This is a genomic window from Streptomyces sp. NPDC088124 (assembly GCF_040685895.1).
GTDB lineage: Bacteria > Actinomycetota > Actinomycetes > Streptomycetales > Streptomycetaceae > Streptomyces.
Genome location: NZ_JBFBJB010000059.1, coordinates 42,622 through 59,461, shown reverse-complemented (window position 1 = coordinate 59,461; position 16,840 = coordinate 42,622). Strand labels below are relative to the sequence as shown.

Sequence of the window (16,840 nt, the reverse complement as noted above, 5' to 3'; positions counted from 1 at the left end):
ACGATGTCCAGCGGACCGGACATCTTCGCCAGAGTCAGCTTCCCTTCGCGGAAGCGGAAACCGGAGGTGGTGTACTCGGCGGACTTCCGCGACTTGACATCAAACCTGCGGGTCGGAGTACTGCGATCCGCCCTGGCGGCGGATCGCAGCTCGTTGCCCCGCTCCGCAGGAGCCCGTTTCCTCCCCTGCCTGAAGGCAGGGGCATCCACGGAGGAATCCGATGACCGTGTACTTCATCGGCGCGGGCCCCGGCGCCGCCGACCTGATCACCCTGCGCGGCGCCCGCAGGCTGGCCGAGTGCCGGGTGTGCCTGTACGCGGGCAGCCTGGTCCCGCGCGAACTGCTGGCGGAGTGCCCGCCGGACGCGCGCCTGATCGATACCGCCAGGATGGACCTCGACGCCATCACCGCCGAACTGGTCGGGGCGCACGGCGAGGGCCACGACGTGGCACGGCTGCACTCCGGCGACCCGTCCGTCTTCAGTGCGGTGGCCGAGCAGATGCGGCGGCTGGACGCGGCGGGTGTGCCGTACGAAGTGGTCCCGGGCGTACCGGCGTTCGCGGCGGCCGCCGCCGCGCTCAAGCGGGAGCTGACCGTGCCGACGGTCGGCCAGACGGTCATCCTGACCCGGGTCGCCCAGCGGGCCACCCCGATGCCGGCGGGCGAGGACCTGGCGACGCTCGGGCGCAGCGGCGCGCTGCTGGTGCTGCACCTGGCGGCGCGGTACGTGGACCGGGTGGTGGCGGAGCTGCTGCCGCATTACGGCGCGGACTGCCCGGCGGCGGTGGTGGCGATGGCCAGCCGCCCCGACGAGCTGGTGCTGCGCGGGCCGCTGGACGGGATCGCCGCGCAGGTGAAGGCGGCGGGCGTGGTGCGGACGGCGGTGATCATGGTGGGCAGGACGCTGGGCGCGGAGCAGTTCAGGGACAGCCACCTGTACTCGGCGGAGCGCGATCGCCCTCACGAGTGCGACAGCGACGGCGACGGCGTTACGGGGTGCCCGTAGCGCCCCGGGACGCTCGGGGCGCTCGTACGGATACGGCGGGGCACGCACCGGTACGGCGGGGCACGCACCGGTACGGCGGGGCACGCACCGGTACGGCGGGGCACGGATGCCTTCTCCGTGTCCCGCCGTCCCCCGCGTGACTACGTGCCGGTGACGCTCACTTCTTGGCAGGGGTGGACTTCAGCCGCCCGGCGATCCGGTCGCGCATGCCGGGCATTCCGAACCCCTTGGGGTCGATCTTGTCGTTGGACCATTCGAGATGCCCGATGACGCTGAGCGCGCTCCACCCGTGCGCACGGCAGATCGCCGCGCCCACCCGCTCGATCGCGTCGAGCTGCGCCTCCGGCCACGGGTCCTTCCCGTCGCCGAGGTTGACGCACTCGAAGCCGTAGAACCGGGCGTTGCCGTCCTCGCCGTCGGCGTTGCCCCGGGTGGGCTTGGGCGGGCGGTCGCCGTAGTCCTCCGCGATCACGCGCGCGAGGACCTTCGGGTCACCGCCCCCGGCGTGGTTCGTCCGGCCGTGGCCGACGAGGTGGACGACGCCCGTCTTGTCGATGACGCCGTGGCACAGCGGTCCCGGCAGCGCGGCGTATCCGTCGCGGCAGATCGCCACGGAGCCCGTGGTGCCCGAAGTGACGGTGTGGTGGACCATCACTCCGTTGACCGGGCCCCAGAGGCCCTTGTGGTTGCGGTTGTGCGTACGCCAGTCGCCGACCTCTTTGACCTTCACGCCCTCGGCGCGCAGCGCCGCGAGGAAGGCCGACGCGGACAGTGGTGGTGCCATGAGGAATCTTCCTTTCCGTCGTGGTGTACGTGGCTGTGCGGAGCCGTGTTCACCAGGACGGCTTGCGGACGTTCCCGTAGCCGCCGCCATGCGGCCGGTCCTCCAGGTGCAGGTGCGGGCCGGTCGAGTTGCCGGTGGAGCCGACCTCGCCGAGCTTCTCGCCCGCCTTGACCTTGTCGCCGACCGAGACGCTGCGCTTGGAGAGGTGGCAGTAGACGTAGGTCCTGCCGTTGTCGGCCTTCAGGTGGATCCAGGTGCCGTACGAGTCACCGTTGTTGTTCGACACGGCGATGGTGCCGGCGCGTACGGCCACGACCTTGGTCCCCTTGGGCGCCGGGTAGTCGCTGCCGGTGTGGAAACCGGCGCTGTAGTTTCCGGGCTTGCCGTACGGGTTGCCCGCGTTGATGCCGTAGCCGGGCACGGGTGAGGCCACCCTGGTGCTCGAACTCCCCGACTTGTGGCCGCCGTCCTTGAGCCCGAGGAGGTCGAAGGTCTGCGGTCCCGGGAGCCCGTCGGCGTTGCTGCCGGTCCACCCCTGGGCCTTCTGGAACTTGGCGCAGGCGGCCTTGGTCTCCGGGCCGTACAGACCGGTGGGGCCGGACGGGATCTTGCCCCCCTTGGCGATGAGCGCCTTCTGGAAGCTTTTGACGCACGCGTCCGTCTTGCCGTATTTCACGTGATCGAATTCGATCGTGGCCATGTCAAATCCCCCTTGACGTGTTCACTTCGATGACCTGACGGGCAGCCATCTGTGCGTCATCCTGGGTAAGGCAAAGAAACGTTCAATAAATAGCCAATAAACGTCCACGTGGTCCTGGGTGTTGTAAAGGGTTGCCCGCCGCCCGGGGCGCACCGAGGGGGAGTTCCGTGTACGCCGCCGAACCACCGCTTGCCGCCGCCGTTCTGAGGGTCCGGGTTCCCGATGACGGCACGGTCGTCGGCGCGGGCTTTCTCGTCACCGGTGAACTGGCCCTGACCTGCGCCCATGTCGTCGCCTCCGCGCTCGGGCTGAGCCCCGGCGAGCGTCCCGCGGCGGGGGCGGTGGTCGAGGTCGACCTGCCGCTGGGCGACGGGTCGGGGGTGACCGCCTCGGTGGAACTGGCGCACTGGCCGGCGGACGGCGGCGCGTCCGGCGCCGAGGACATCGCCGTCCTGCGCTTACGGGCCCCGCTGCCCGGCGCCGTACCCCTGCGCATGACCGAGGCCGACGACGTGTGGGGGCATCCCGTACGGGCCCTCGGTTTCCCGGCGGGGTACCCGGACGGCGTCTGGCACGCCGGGGTGCTCCGGGCGCGGCAGGGAACGGGGTGGCTGCAGTTCGAGCGGGCGGTGGACGGCAACCACGAGATCAGCGGCGGCTTCAGCGGCGCGCCGGTGTGGGACGACCGGCTGGCCTCCGTCGTCGGCATGGTGGTCGCCGCCGACGGCACCCGGCCCTCCGCCTTCCTCATCCCGACCCGGGCGCTGCTCGGCGCCGTACCGTCGCTGCGGACGGCCGTGCTGCCGCCGTCACCGTTCCGGGGCCTGTCGGCGTTCCAGGAGACCGACGGCGACGTCTTCTTCGGCAGGGACGAGGAGAGCGACGAGGTCGCGGCGCTGGTGACCGAGCACCCGGTGGTCGCGGTCTTCGGCCCGTCGGGCTGCGGCAAGTCGTCGGTGGTACGGGCGGGTGCGGTGCCCCGGCTGCGGCGGGCCGGGTACGCCGTCGTGGTGGTACGCCCGAGCGGCCCTTCCGGCCTTCTCGGCGGCCTGGCACGGGAGTTGGCGCGGCTCACCCGGCCGGAGCTGACCGGCGGCGCGCTGCGGAGCGAGAGCCGCGCGGTGGAGGCCGAGATCGCCGAGCACGGGCTCGCGGGGATCCTCGCCGAACTGACGGAGCGCCGACGGGACGACGGGGAGGGAGAGGAGGAGGGGGTACGGGGCCTGGTCGTCGTCATCGACCAACTGGAGGAACTGCTGGCGGACGAGCCCGGGCCCGAGTCCGATTCCGGGCCGGGTTCGGTCGCGCGGGCGGTCGCCGTTCTCTTCCCCGCCCGGCCGCCGGCCGCGCTGCGCGTCGTCTCCACGCTCCGCGCCGACTTCCTGGAGGCGGTCACCGCCCGGCCCGGCCTCGGGCGCGCCGTACGCGGCAAGTCGCTGCTCCTGCTCCCGATGTCCGGCGAGCAGGTGCGCGAGGCCGTCGTCCGGCCGGTCGAGGCCGTCGCCGCCGTCCGGTACGCGGACGGCCTGGCGCAGCGCATCCTCGACGACTGCGGCGACGGACAGGGGGTGCTGCCGCTGCTGGAGTTCACGCTCGACCAGCTCTGGGAACGGCAGCGCGGCGGCCTGCTCACGCACCGGGCGTACGAGGAACTCGGCGGCGTCAGCGGCGCGTTGGCCGAGCGGGCGGAGGCCGTGTGGCGGCGCGAGGTGCGCGGGGCGTCCGGGACGGCGGATCCGGGCCCGGGCGGACAGGCCGACCTGGCCGGCCCGAGTGGACAGACCGGCGGCGCGACCGGCGGGGAGGACATCGCGCGGCGGCTCTTCACCCGCCTGGTCCGGCTCCCCCTCGGCGGCCCCGGGGCCACCCGCCGCGTCGTCCCCCGTGCCGAACTGGGCGAGGCGGAGTGGAGCCTGGCCCGCGCGCTGGCCGGGGAACGGCTGGTGGTCATCGGCCTCGACGGGGAGCGGCGGGAGACCGTCGAACTGGCCCACGAGGCGCTGATCAGCGCATGGGGCCGGCTCGGCGCGTGGGTGGAGCGCGACCGGGACTTCCTCGCCTGGCGGGAAGCGCTCCGCCACGACCGGGAACGCTGGGAGGCCGCCGGCCGCTCGCCCGACCTGCTCCCGGCGGCGTCGGCGCTGGACGCGGCGCGGCGCTGGGAGCGCGAGCGGGACGCGGAGCTGAGCGAGGCGGACAGCGACTTCCTGCGGCGGGGCCGCGACCACGAACGGCGCCGGACCAGACGCAGACGCGGGCTGTTCTCGGTGATCGGTACGGTGCTGGCGCTGGCGGCCGTCCTCGGCACCCTCTTCGTCTACCAGACCGGGGTGACCGAGGAACGTACGGCGGAGGCGGGCTCCCGCTCCCTGGCGGCGGCCTCGACGGACCTGCGCACCACGGACCCCGCGCTCTCGGCGCTGGTCGCGGTCGCCGCGTACCGCCGCTCACCCACGGAGTCCGCGCGCGACGCGCTGCTCCAGAGCTACCTCACGTACGGCCGGACGGGCTCGCTGCTCTCCGGGGCGCTCGGCCGGATCGAGCGGATCGCCGCGAGCGACGACGGCCGGGTGGTGCTGGCCGTCAGCGTGCTGGGGCGGGCCACGCTCTTCGTACGGGGCGACGGGGAGGGGGAAGCCGAACAGGTACGGCGGGTCCACCTCCCGGCGGGCACGAAGGCGCACTACCCGGTGGTCGCGCGGGACGGGACGGGCGCGGGGTACGTCGGCACGGACGGGACGCTGGTCTGGCACGATGTGCGCGCGGAGGGGAGCGGGAACCCGGACTCGGACCCGGACTCGGACCCGGACTCGGACGCGGACCCGGACTCGGACGCGGACCCGGACCCGGATGCAGGCGCCGGCGCGCTGATCGGCCGGGCGTGGACGGCGCCCGGGGGACCGCCGGTGACCCGTGAAGGGACCTCCGTCCGGAGCGCCGCCGTCTCGCCGGACGGGAGCCGGGTCGCGGCCGGGATCGACGGGGACATCGTCATCTGGGACCTCACCGACCGGAGCGCCCGCGTCCGGACGATCCCGCCACCGGCGGGCATGGCGCGCTTCGACGCGGTCTGGTTCGGCCGGGACCGGGACACCGTACTGGCCGCCGGAAGGCCACCCGCGGATCTGACCACCGGCCCGGACGCGGACCGCGCGAACAGCACGTCCGTGCTGGCCTACGAGGGCTCGCGCCCGCCCCGCACCGTGGTGACCGGGGTGGCGCGGGCCCAGGTGTCCGGCGACGGTACGGCGCTGGCCTACTGCCGGGTCCTCCCGGCGAAGGAGAAGGGCGTCCACCACGTGATCCGGGTGGCGGACGGGAAGGAGCGCGGACGGTACACCGGCAGGCAGTGCGAGGAACACCTGGCGCTCGACCGTACGGGCCGGCGCGTCGCCGTCGCCCAGAACCTCTCCGGTTCGGTGATGGAGATCGCCGACACCCGGGACGACACGTTCCTCTACGCCGCCGGTACGGAGAGCGAGACCGGCACGGCGGGTTCCGTGCCGGCGGGCCTCGGAAGCCGGCGGGTGATCCACGGACAGCTGGTGGACGACGAGGGCCGGCTCGGGCTGCTGAGTCACGACGGGGCCGGTGTCACCCTGAACGCCGTACCTTCCCAGGAATCCGACGAGCAGGAGACCCTGCCGCAAGGACCGTTCTTCTATGCCGCGCTCACACCCGACGGCTCCACCGCGATCAGTGCGGCGGGGGCCCTGAGGCTGCTGCGGACGGACAAGGTGGGCCAACGGTTCGAAGAGATCGCCGCGGCCGAACGGCCGTCCCCGGAACTGGGCCGGGAGACGCTCCGTACCAACAGCGACGGCTCCCTCGTCGCGGAACCGGTCGCCGGCCGGGAGATCCAGATCCGCGAAGTGCCGTCGCTCCGCCTGGTCAGCAGCATCCCCGTCGAGGCGACCGCCTCGTCCGACTTCCGGTTCGACGGCGAGGGCCACCTCCTCGTCACCACCGGGAGCGTCGTCGAACGCCGGGACGCACGAAGCGGCCGCCGTACGGACGCCGTCGACCTGCGCGACCTGGGCATCGCGGGGGACGACACCGGTTCGTTCGCCCAGCCCGTCACCTGGCCGTACCCCGAGGCCGGGCATGTCGCGGTCCTCGACGGCACGTCCGTCCGTGTCGTGGACGTCCGCGCGGGCCGCGAGGTGAAGGGGCTGCGGATCGACATCGGCGGCGGCGCCACCGGCGTCCGGTTCGACAAGGGCGCGCGGTTCATGGCGGTCTTCCGTACGGGCGGGGTCTGGGAGCTGTGGCGGCTCGATCCCCTGCGCAGAGAACTCGGCCCGATGCGCGGGATCGGTGAGTGGGAGGGGCGGTACGCCGCCGAGTTCATCGACGAGGACGGGGGCTTCCTCGTGGCGGACACCGGAAGGGTACGGATCTACCGCGCCGGACAGCGCTCGTACGAACGGTCCTACGACTTCGGGGCGGCGTACCGGCGCGCGGGCGCCTTCCCGGCCGTGTCCGCCGACGGCTCGACGGTCATGGCCACCGACGGCCGCCAGGTGATCGCCGTACGCCTCGACCCCGAGGCGTGGATCCGCACGCTCTGTACGGTGACGGGGCAGCGCGCGCTCACGGACGAGGACCGCGCGGCGGTGGCGGCGGACGTCCCGGCGGGACCGGTGTGCGGGACGTGAGCCCCCGTGGGCCTACGACGTGCCGCGGGCCCACGAGACGTGCCGCGGCTTACGCCGTGCCTCGGGCCTACGAGACGTCCCGCGGGCCTACACCGTGTCGCGGGCCTACGCGGGCCCCTCGCCCCCGGTGCTCGGCTCGCTGCGTCCCACCACCGCCCCCGCCCGGTCGACGCAGATCACGTCCACCGCCACCGGCGCCCCCCGCAGCACCGCCAGCGCCTCCGCCCTGGCCCGTACCGCCACCGCGTCGCCCAGCGCCACACCCGCCGCCTCGCACAGGCGCAGCGCCTCCAGGCCCGTGTTGGACTCCGCGACCCGGGCCGCCAGTGCCGCGTCCGCGCCTGCCGCCGAGGCCAGTTCCGCCAGGAACGCCTTGTTCACCTGGGAGCGCCCCGAGTGCAGGTCGAGGTGGCCCGCCGCCAGTTTCGAGAGCTTCGCGAAGCCCCCGCAGAGCGTGAGGCGGTCCACCGGGTGACGGCGGATGTACTTGAGGACCGCCCCCGCGAAGTCGCCCATGTCCAGCAGCGCGTCCTCCGGCAGCCCGTGCACGGCGCGGACCGTCTTCTCCGAGGTCGAGCCCGTGCACCCCGCCACGTGCCGGCGTCCCGCCGCGCGCGCCACGTCCACACCCCGCCGGATCGAGTCGATCCACGCCGAGCAGGAGTACGGGACGACCACCCCCGTCGTGCCGAGGACGGACAGGCCGCCCAGGATGCCCAGGCGCGGGTTCCAGGTCGACCGGGCGATCTCCTCGCCGTCGTCCACCGCGACCGTGATCTCCACGTCGCCCGTGCCGCCGTACCGCCGCGCCACCTCCGCCACATGGTCCCGCATCAGCTGACGCGGGACCGGGTTGATGGCCGGTTCGCCGACCTCCAGGGGCAGCCCGGGACGCGTCACCGTCCCCACGCCGGGGCCCGCCCGGAAGACGACGCCCGCGCCCGGCGGCAGCAGCCGCACCGTGGCGCGGACCAGCGCGCCGTGCGTGACATCCGGATCGTCGCCCGCGTCCTTGACCACGCCCGCCATGGCCGCCCCGCCGGACAGCTCCTCCGTCGCCAGCGCGAACGCCGGGGTCTGCCCCTTCGGCAGCGTGACCGTCACCGGGTCGGGGAAGCCGCCGGTCAGCAGGGCGGTGTACGCGGCCGTCGTCGCCGCCGTCGCGCAGGCACCGGTGGTCCAGCCGGGCCGCAGACCGGTGTGCTTGAGTTGGGCGTCGCGGCCGCCCCCACCCGCGCCCGCGCCCGTAGTCGTATCCGTACCGCCGTCCGTCATGGAGAGAACCGTTGCCCTTGCACGTGCTGATCCTCGGCGGGACCACCGAGTCGCGCCGCCTCGCGGAACTGCTCCACCCGCGGCTGCGCGTGACGACGTCCCTCGCCGGGCGCGTCGCGCGGCCCGTGCTGCCGCCGGGGGAGGTGCGCGTCGGCGGGTTCGGCGGGGCGGACGGGCTGGCGCGCCGGCTGCGCGAGGACCGGGTGGACGCGCTCATCGACGCCACCCATCCCTTCGCCGCGGCCATCAGCCGGAACGCGGCCCTCGCCGCCGCCACCGCCGCCGTCCCCCTGCTGGCGCTGCGCCGCCCCTCCTGGGTGCCCGTGCCCGGCGACGACTGGCGTACGGTCGGGGCGCTGGCCGGCGCCGCCGAGGCGCTGCGCGGGCTCGGCGGCGCCCGCAGGGTCTTCCTCACCACCGGGCGGATGGGGCTCGCCGCCTTCGTGGGCCCGGAACTCGACCGCCACTGGTTCCTCGTACGGTCCGTGGACGCGCCCGAACCGCCGTACCCGGCCCGCACCGAGACCCTGCTCGACCGGGGGCCCTTCACGCTCGACGGGGAGCGCGAGCTGCTCCGGCGGCACCGCATCGACGTCGTCGTGACCAAGGACAGCGGCGGCGCGGCGACCGCGCCCAAGCTCACCGCCGCCCGGGAGGCGGGGATTCCGGTCGTGGTCGTGCGGCGGCCGCCCGTGCCGTCGGGGGTGACCGTCGTGGAGACCGCCGAGGACGCGGCGGCGTGGGTGGCTCACCTCTCGGAGGGGGCGGGCGAATCAGCGGTCGGGAACGGCTCCGGAGATGGAGCTGGAGACGGAGACGGAGACGGAGACGGCGCGTGGGACGGAGAAGGCTCCGGGTAGCGGCGCGGGGTCCAGACGATCTCCTCGCCGCCGCCGTCTCCGTCGCTTCCCCCTCGCCGTACGGTCACCGTCTGCGACGAACCGACGATCAGGATCGTCCGCATGTCCACCTGCGCCGGGTCGAGTTCCGCCAGCCGTACGATCCGCACGCTCTCCTCCGGCCCGCCCACATCGCGTCCGAGCACGACTGGGGTGTCCGGGGCGCGGTGCTCCAGCAGCAGCTCGCGGGCCTTGCCGACCTGCCAGTCGCGGCTGCGGGAGCCCGGGTTGTAGAGCGCCAGCACCAGGTCCGCGCGGGCCGCCGCGCGCAGCCGTTCCGCGATGACCTCCCACGGCTTGAGGCGGTCGGAGAGCGAGAGCACGGCGTAGTCGTGACCGAGGGGCGCACCGGCGCGCGCGGCGGCGGCGTTGGCGGCGGTCACGCCCGGGAGGACCCGTACGGGTATCTCCCGGTACGGGTCGGCCGACGCGGCCTCCAGAACGGCCGTGGCCATCGCGAAGACCCCCGGGTCACCGCCGGAGACGACGGCCACGCGGCGGCCCCGCCGCGCCAGGTCCAGGGCGAACTCGGCGCGCTCGGACTCCACCTTGTTGTCGGAGCCGTGCCGCCGCTGGCCGGGGCGGACCGGCACCCGGTCCAGATAGGTGGTGTAGCCGACCAGATCCTCGGCGGCGGCCAGCGCGCCGCGCGTCTCGGGCGTGAGCCACAGCGGACCCGCCGGGCCCGTGCCCACCACCACGACCTCACCGGAGCCGGAGCCCGAGCCGGGTGCCGCCGGCGAAGGTGCCGGGGACCGCGTCGCGGCCACGCGGCTCGGCAGCACCGCCACCGAGAAGTACGGCACCGAGTCCGGGTCCGTGTCCGCCAGTGCGCCCGTACGCTCCCCGCTCATCGTCGCGCGCTCCACGTACCGCGCGTCCGCCAGCCGCCCCGCCCGCTCGACCGCTCGCCGTACCGTCGGGAACGTCCTGCCCAGCTTCATCACCACCGCCGAGTCCGCCGAGGCCAGCCGGGCCGTCAGCTCCTCCTCGGGCAGGGTGCCCGGCAGGACCGTCAGCACCTCCTCGCCCTCGACGAGCGGGGTGCCGAGCCGCGCGGCGGCGGCGCTCACCGAGGTCACTCCGGGGACGACCTCGGTCGGATAACGGTCGGCGAGCCGTTTGTGCATGTGCATGTACGAGCCGTAGAAGAGCGGATCGCCCTCCGCGAGCACCGCGACGGTGCGCCCCGCGTCGAGATGGGCGGCGAGCCGGGCGGCGGACTCCGTGTAGAACTCGTCCATCGCGCCCTGGTAGCCGCCGGGATGGTCGGTGGTGCCGGTGGTGACCGGGTAGACCAGCGGCTCCTCGATGTGGTCCGCGCGCAGGTGCGCGGCGGCTATGGAGCGCGCGATGGAGCGGCCGTGGCGGGCGCTGTGGTACGCGATCACGTCCGCCTCGGCGATGACCTGGACCGCCCGTACGGTCATCAGGGACGGGTCGCCGGGGCCGAGGCCGACGCCGTACAGCCGGCCGGTGCGGAGGCCACCGGTCTCGTCCGTCGCGTCGGCCGTGTCCGTCGCGTCGGACGGGTCCGTCGTGGCCGTGGTGTTCTCGGTCATTCCACTTCGCTCGCGATCGCGTTGATGGCCGCCGCCGCGAGGGCGCTGCCGCCGCGCCGTCCCCGTACGACCAGGTGTTCCAGGCCGGCGGGGTGGCCGGCCAGCGCGTCCTTGGACTCGGCCGCGCCGATGAAGCCGACCGGGACGCCGATGACGGCCGCCGGGCGCGGTGCGCCCGCCTCGACCATCTCCAGCAGCCGGAAGAGCGCGGTCGGCGCGTTGCCGACGGCGACGACCGCGCCGTCCAGCCGGTCCCGCCACAGCTCCAGCGCGGCGGCGCTGCGCGTCGTCCCCAACTCGGCGGCGAGGGCGGGCACGGCGGGGTCGGAGAGCGTGCAGAGCACGTCGTTGCCGGCGGGCAGCCGCTTGCGCGTGACCCCGCTCGCGACCATCTGCACGTCGCACAGGATCGGCGCGCCCGCGCGCAGCGCCGCGCGGGCGCGGGCCACCACACCGGGGGTGAAGGCCAGGTCGCGCACGAGGTCGACCATGCCGCAGGCGTGGATCATCCGCACCGCGACCTGGGAGACATCGGCGGGCAGCCCGGCGAGGTCCGCCTCGGCGCGGATCGTGGCGAACGACTGGCGGTATATCGCCGCGCCGTCCTTCTCGTAGTCGAACACTGTGGTTCCGCTCATCTCGTCACGGCTGCGTTGTCTGCGTTGTCTGCGTTTGGACCGTTGTCGTGCCGGTGCACGGAGACGGTGTAGCGGCCCTCCCCGGTCGCGACCCGGTCCACATGGTCGCCCCGCGGACGACCGCACCGCCGCGCGCATCCCGACCAGTACACGGGCAGGCCGTTCCCGTCCACGCCCGGGGCGGCGGCTTCGGCCACGGCCGCCGCGGCGTCGGCCCGTACGTCGGCGAGCGCCTTGGCGCACCCCGGCCGCCCGGTGCAGGCGCCGACGCCGAGCCAGGGCGAGCCGGGATCGGTGACCAGTCCGGCGGTACGGAGGTGCCCGAGGAGACCGGCGGCGGCCGCGGGAGCCAGGCCGGGGACGATCACCCCGCGCCAGGGCGTCAGCCGCAGGCCACGGTCCTCGGTGAGCAGGAGCCGCCACTGGGCCACGCTCAGCCTGCCGAGCCGGGGGTACGCGGAGAGCGCCACCGTTCCGTCGGGGGAGGGGATCGGCCCGGGGGCAGGGGTGGGGGCCGGAGTGGGGGCCGGGCCGGGGGCCGCCGCGTCCGAGCCCGCGTCCCCCGGCAGGACCGGGATCCCGGCCGCCGTCAGGCGCTCCGTCACCGCCGCCGTCAGCCCCCGCGCGGACTCGGCCGGCAGGTCCTGCACGCGCCAGGCGCCCGTGCCGCTCGCGCCCGCCACGGTGAGGAAGACCTCCGCCGCCAGCAGGGCCGCGCGCGGGGCGTCGGCGGCCGGGACCCGTACGTCCGGGACCCGTACGTCCGGGACCCGTACGGCAGGATGGTTCGCCCCGGTCCGTACCGTCACCGTGCCGTCCCGCCGTGCGAGCAACGTCACATCCGCGCCCAGCGCGGCCACATCGCCCCGGCCGTCGTCCAGCGCGAAGAGGAAGCGCCCGGAGAGCCCCGTCGCCGCGTCGCTCGCGCACAGCAGCTCGTCCAGCCGCCGGGCCCACAACTGGACGTCCCCCGCGCCGAGTCCGTCGAGGCCGGCCAGTGGCGAGGCGACGATGTTCCGTACCCGCTCGTGCGCCTCCGACGGCAGCAGGTCCGCCCCGTGCAGCAGCGCCGCCAGCTCCCCGCCGCAGCCCGCGTCCAGCCCCCGGAGCTGCACGTTGCCCCGGGACGTGAGGTCCAGATGGCCGTCTCCCAGGCGCTCTGCCGCGTCCGCCAGGACCTGTGCCTGACGGTGCGTCAACACCCCTGCGGGCAGCCGGAGTCTGGCCAGCGCCCCGTCGTCGGCGGCGTGCAGCCGCAGCGCGCCGGGGCAGGCGTCACTCCGTGCCCGTACGGCATCGCGCACCGCGCCCGGGGACGGAGCGCGCGCGGTGGCTTCGTCCCGGTTCACGGGTGTTGGCGAGGTGGGCGGCATGGCCGCGAGCATACCCACGTGGTCCTCGCCACGGACCCACTCGTCCGGGCGCCCTCCCCGCCCGTGACCTCAGCACTTACTATGCAGACGGCGGGCCCGTCAGCCCGCCGCACGCCAGTGACGGCGTCATGGGGAGGAAGCCCGGTGCGAACCCGGCGCGGTCCCGCCACTGTGAACCCGGCAGCTCCGGCCGCCGGGTGAGCCAGGAACTCCCGCCGTCCTCCACACCCGCCCGGGGCGCGGACCCCGAGGAAGGCCAGACGCCGCATGCTGCTGCTCCTGTCGACGTCCGACACCGATCTGCTCAGCGCCCGTGCCGCCAACGCGGCGGGGGGCCCGGTCCCGTACCGGTTCGCCAACCCCGCCCGGCTCGCGCTCGACGAACTGCCCGCACTGCTGGACGGCGCCGACCTCGTCGTCGTACGCCTCCTCGGCGGGCTGCGCGCCTGGCAGGACGGCATCGACGCGCTCCTCGCCCGAGACGTCCCGGTCGTGGTCCTCACCGGTGAACAGGCGCCCGACGCACAGCTCATGGAGGCGTCCACCGTCCCCATCGGGATCGCCGCCGAGGCGCACGCCTACCTCGCCCACGGCGGGCCCGCCAACCTGGAGCAGCTCGCGCGGTTCCTCTCCGACACCGTCCTGCTGACCGGCCACGGCTTCGAACCGCCCGCCGCCGCGCCCACCTGGGGCCGGCTGGAGCGCAAGGCCAGGCCGCCGCGCTTCGGCCGGCCCGGCCATTCGGTGGCGGAGGTGGCTCCGACCGTCGCCGTGCTCTACTACCGAGCCCACCACATGAGCGGCAACACCGCCTTCGTGGAGACCCTGTGCTCGGCCGTCGAGGACGCCGGAGCCCGGCCCCTCCCCCTCTTCGTCTCGTCCCTGCGCGCGCCCGAACCCGAACTGCTGGCAGCCCTGGGCGAGGCCGACGCGATCGTCACCACCGTGCTCGCCGCCGGAGGCACCAAGCCCGCCCAGGCGTCGGCCGGCGGCGACGACGAGGCGTGGGACGCGGGCGCGCTCGCCGCGCTCGACGTACCGATCCTGCAAGCGCTCTGCCTCACCAGCAGCCGCGCCGCCTGGGAGGAGAGCGACGAGGGGCTGACGCCGCTGGACGCCGCCTCGCAGGTCGCCGTACCGGAGTTCGACGGGCGCCTGATCACCGTCCCGTTCTCCTTCAAGGAGATCGACGAGGACGGGCTGCCCGCGTACGTACCCGACCCCGAGCGGGCCGCGCGCGTCGCCGGGATCGCCGTGCGCCACGCCTCGCTCGCGTTCCGTACGAACGCCGAGAAGCGCGTGGCGCTGGTCCTCTCCGCGTACCCCACCAAGCACTCCCGCATCGGCAACGCCGTCGGGCTCGACACCCCGGCCAGCGCCGTCGCGCTGCTGCGCCGGCTGGAGGCCGACGGGTACGACTTCGGTACGGAGCCGGACGAGCCCGTGCCCGGGCTGGAGTCCGGCGACGGCGACGAGCTGATCCGCGCGCTCATCGACGCGGGCGGCCACGACCAGGAATGGCTCACCGAGGAGCAGCTCGCCCGTAACCCCGTCCGTATCCCGGCGGCCGACTACCGGCGCTGGTACGCGGAGCTCCCCGCCGGTCTGCGCGCCTCCGTCGAGCGGCACTGGGGGCCGCCGCCCGGCGAGATGTTCCTCGACCGCAGCCGGGTCGGCGCGGGCGGCGACCCGGACGGCGACATCGTGCTCGCCGCGCTGCGGCGCGGCAATCTGCTGATCCTCATCCAGCCGCCGCGCGGCTTCGGCGAGAACCCGATCGCGATCTACCACGACCCCGATCTGCCGCCCTCGCACCACTACTTGGCCGCGTACCGCTGGATCCAGGCGTCCCGCCACGACGGCGGGTTCGGCGCCGACGCCATGATCCACCTGGGCAAGCACGGCAACCTGGAGTGGCTGCCCGGCAAGAACGCCGGGATGTCCGCCTCCTGCGCGCCGGACGCCGCGCTCGGTGACCTGCCGCTGATCTACCCGTTCCTCGTCAACGACCCGGGCGAGGGGACGCAGGCGAAGCGGCGCGTGCACGCCACGCTGGTGGACCACCTCGTACCGCCGATGGCGCGCGCCGAGTCGTACGGCGACATCGCGCGCCTGGAGCAGCTGCTCGACGAGTACGCGGCGATCTCCTCGATGGACCCGGCGAAGCTGCCGGCGATCCGCGCGCAGATCTGGACGCTGATCCAGGCCGCCAAGCTCGACCACGACCTCGGGCTCGAAGCGCGCCCGGACGACGACGGGTTCGACGACTTCCTGCTCCATGTCGACGGCTGGCTCTGCGAGGTCAAGGACGCGCAGATCCGCGACGGGCTGCATGTCCTCGGCTCCGCCCCGACCGGCGAGGCGCGCGTCAACCTCGTCCTCGCGATCCTCCGCGCCCGGCAGATCTGGGGCGGTACGTCGTCGCTGCCCGGCCTGCGCGAGGCCCTCGGCCTCGACGAGTCGGCCGCCACCCGCACCGCCGCCGACGACGCGGAGGAGCGGGCCCGCACGCTCGTCCAGGCGATGGAGGACGCGGACTGGGACCCGGCGGCGGTGCCTTCCGTGGCCGCCGGTCTGCCCGGAGCCGTGGCGGACATCCTCACCTTCGCGGCCCGCGAGGTCGTTCCGCGCCTGGCCGGCACGGACGACGAGATCGAGCACGTCGTGCACGCCCTGAGCGGCGGCTTCGTCCCGGCGGGCCCGTCGGGATCGCCGCTGCGCGGTCTGGTCAACGTCCTGCCGACCGGCCGCAACTTCTACTCCGTCGACCCGAAGGCCGTGCCGAGCCGGCTCGCCTGGGAGACCGGGCAGGCCCTCGCGGACTCGCTCCTCACCCGCTACCGCACCGACAACGGCGACTGGCCGACCTCGGTCGGGCTCTCCCTCTGGGGGACGAGCGCGATGCGCACCTCGGGCGACGACATCGCGGAGGCGCTGGCGCTGCTGGGCGTCCGGCCGGTGTGGGACGACGCCTCCCGCCGGGTCACCGGCCTGGAACCGGTCCCCCTGGCGGAACTGAACCGGCCCCGTATCGACGTCACCCTGCGCATCAGCGGCTTCTTCCGCGACGCGTTCCCGCACGCGATCGGGCTGCTGGACGACGCCGTACGCCTGGTCGCCGCGCTGGACGAACCGGCCGAGTCCAACTTCGTCCGCGCCCACGCCCAGGCCGACCTGGCGGAACACGGCGACGAACGGCGCGCCACGACCCGTATCTTCGGCTCCCGGCCCGGTACGTACGGCGCGGGCATCCTCCAGCTCATCGACAGCCGCGACTGGCGTACGGACGCGGACCTCGCCGAGGTCTACACGGTGTGGGGCGGCTACGCGTACGGCCGCGAACTCGACGGGCGCCCGGCGCGCGGCGAGATGGAGACCGCGTACAAGCGGATCGCGGTGGCCGCCAAGAACACCGACACGCGCGAGCACGACATCGCGGACTCGGACGACTACTTCCAGTACCACGGCGGCATGGTCGCCACCGTACGCGCGCTGAAGGGCACGGCCCCCGAGGCGTACATCGGCGACTCGACCCGCCCGGAGACGGTCCGCACCCGCACCCTGGTCGAGGAGACCTCCCGCGTCTTCCGCGCCCGCGTGGTCAACCCGCGCTGGATCGAGGCGATGCGCCGCCACGGCTACAAGGGCGCGTTCGAGCTGGCCGCGACGGTCGACTACCTCTTCGGCTACGACGCGACGACGGGCGTCGTGGCCGACTGGATGTACGACAAGCTGACCGAGACGTATGTCCTGGACCCGGAGAACCGCCAGTTCCTCCAGGAGGCCAACCCGTGGGCGTTGCACGGCATCGCGGAGCGGCTGCTGGAGGCGGAGTCACGCGGCATGTGGGAGAAGCCGGACCCGGAGGTGCTGGCGGCGCTGCGCGCGGTGTTCCTGGAGACGGAGGGGGAGCTTGAGGGGGAACCGGAAGGCGAGGACGGCTGA

The 16,840-nt window shown here is 74.4% G+C and carries 9 protein-coding genes, 2 pseudogenes and 1 riboswitch; of the genes and pseudogenes, 4 read left to right on the top strand and 7 right to left on the bottom strand.

From position 1 onward, the window contains the following. Positions 1-209, bottom strand: a pseudogene (locus AB0P17_RS34900) (hypothetical protein); the annotation flags it as partial. 11 nt (positions 210-220) lie between these two features. Between AB0P17_RS34900 and cobM the strand changes: the two are divergent. After that, positions 221-1,006: a precorrin-4 C(11)-methyltransferase gene (gene cobM, locus AB0P17_RS34895; RefSeq protein WP_365817492.1), complete on the top strand. Its 786-nt coding sequence runs from the start codon at positions 221-223 to the stop codon at positions 1,004-1,006. A 178-nt stretch (positions 1,007-1,184) separates the two neighbouring features. Here the strand turns inward: cobM and AB0P17_RS34890 are convergent. Together AB0P17_RS34890 and AB0P17_RS34885 are read right to left on the bottom strand one after the other, a co-directional pair. Then, positions 1,185-1,790: pseudogene (locus tag AB0P17_RS34890) on the bottom strand (N-acetylmuramoyl-L-alanine amidase); the annotation flags it as partial. A 49-nt stretch (positions 1,791-1,839) separates the two neighbouring features. Beyond that, positions 1,840-2,490 (bottom strand): peptidoglycan DD-metalloendopeptidase family protein, encoded by a 651-nt coding sequence (locus AB0P17_RS34885; RefSeq protein ID WP_365817490.1) that lies wholly within the window; start codon positions 2,488-2,490, stop codon positions 1,840-1,842. Between the two features lie 167 nt (positions 2,491-2,657). Between AB0P17_RS34885 and AB0P17_RS34880 the strand changes: the two genes are divergently transcribed. Then, on the top strand, positions 2,658-7,148 hold the full coding sequence (locus AB0P17_RS34880) for a serine protease (protein ID WP_365817488.1): 4,491 nt from the start codon (positions 2,658-2,660) through the stop codon (positions 7,146-7,148). A 105-nt stretch (positions 7,149-7,253) separates the two neighbouring features. Here AB0P17_RS34880 and AB0P17_RS34875 read toward each other — a convergent pair whose 3' ends face one another. Continuing rightward, positions 7,254-8,423 carry a cobalt-precorrin-5B (C(1))-methyltransferase gene (locus AB0P17_RS34875; RefSeq protein WP_365817486.1) on the bottom strand — a complete coding sequence of 390 codons (1,170 nt, stop codon included), beginning with the start codon at positions 8,421-8,423 and terminating at the stop codon, positions 7,254-7,256. Positions 8,424-8,440: 17 nt separating this feature from the next. Between AB0P17_RS34875 and AB0P17_RS34870 the strand changes: the two genes are divergently transcribed. After that, entirely contained in the window at positions 8,441-9,283 is an 843-nt protein-coding gene (locus tag AB0P17_RS34870; protein WP_365817496.1) for a cobalt-precorrin-6A reductase, read from the top strand. Here the strand turns inward: AB0P17_RS34870 and AB0P17_RS34865 are convergent. From AB0P17_RS34865 to cobG, 3 genes are read right to left on the bottom strand one after another with little or no spacing between them, the layout of a single operon-like run. Continuing rightward, a complete protein-coding gene (locus AB0P17_RS34865; protein WP_365817484.1) occupies positions 9,172-10,884 on the bottom strand; it encodes a precorrin-2 C(20)-methyltransferase in 1,713 nt (570 codons plus the stop codon). The two genes, AB0P17_RS34870 and AB0P17_RS34865, sit on opposite strands and share 112 nt — an antisense overlap. Then, complete coding sequence (locus AB0P17_RS34860) at positions 10,881-11,522, bottom strand: precorrin-8X methylmutase (RefSeq protein ID WP_365817482.1); 642 nt, start codon at positions 11,520-11,522, stop codon at positions 10,881-10,883. Before AB0P17_RS34860 ends, AB0P17_RS34865 begins: the two co-directional genes overlap by 4 nt. Continuing rightward, positions 11,519-12,895: a precorrin-3B synthase gene (gene cobG / locus AB0P17_RS34855; protein ID WP_365817480.1), complete on the bottom strand. Its 1,377-nt coding sequence runs from the start codon at positions 12,893-12,895 to the stop codon at positions 11,519-11,521. Before cobG ends, AB0P17_RS34860 begins: the two co-directional genes overlap by 4 nt. A 133-nt stretch (positions 12,896-13,028) precedes the next feature. After that, a riboswitch (cobalamin riboswitch) is annotated at positions 13,029-13,107 on the top strand. 55 nt (positions 13,108-13,162) lie between these two features. On the opposite strand from cobG, the gene cobN reads away from it, so the two are divergent. Next, positions 13,163-16,840 carry a cobaltochelatase subunit CobN gene (cobN, locus tag AB0P17_RS34850; protein ID WP_365817478.1) on the top strand — a complete coding sequence of 1,226 codons (3,678 nt, stop codon included), beginning with the start codon at positions 13,163-13,165 and terminating at the stop codon, positions 16,838-16,840.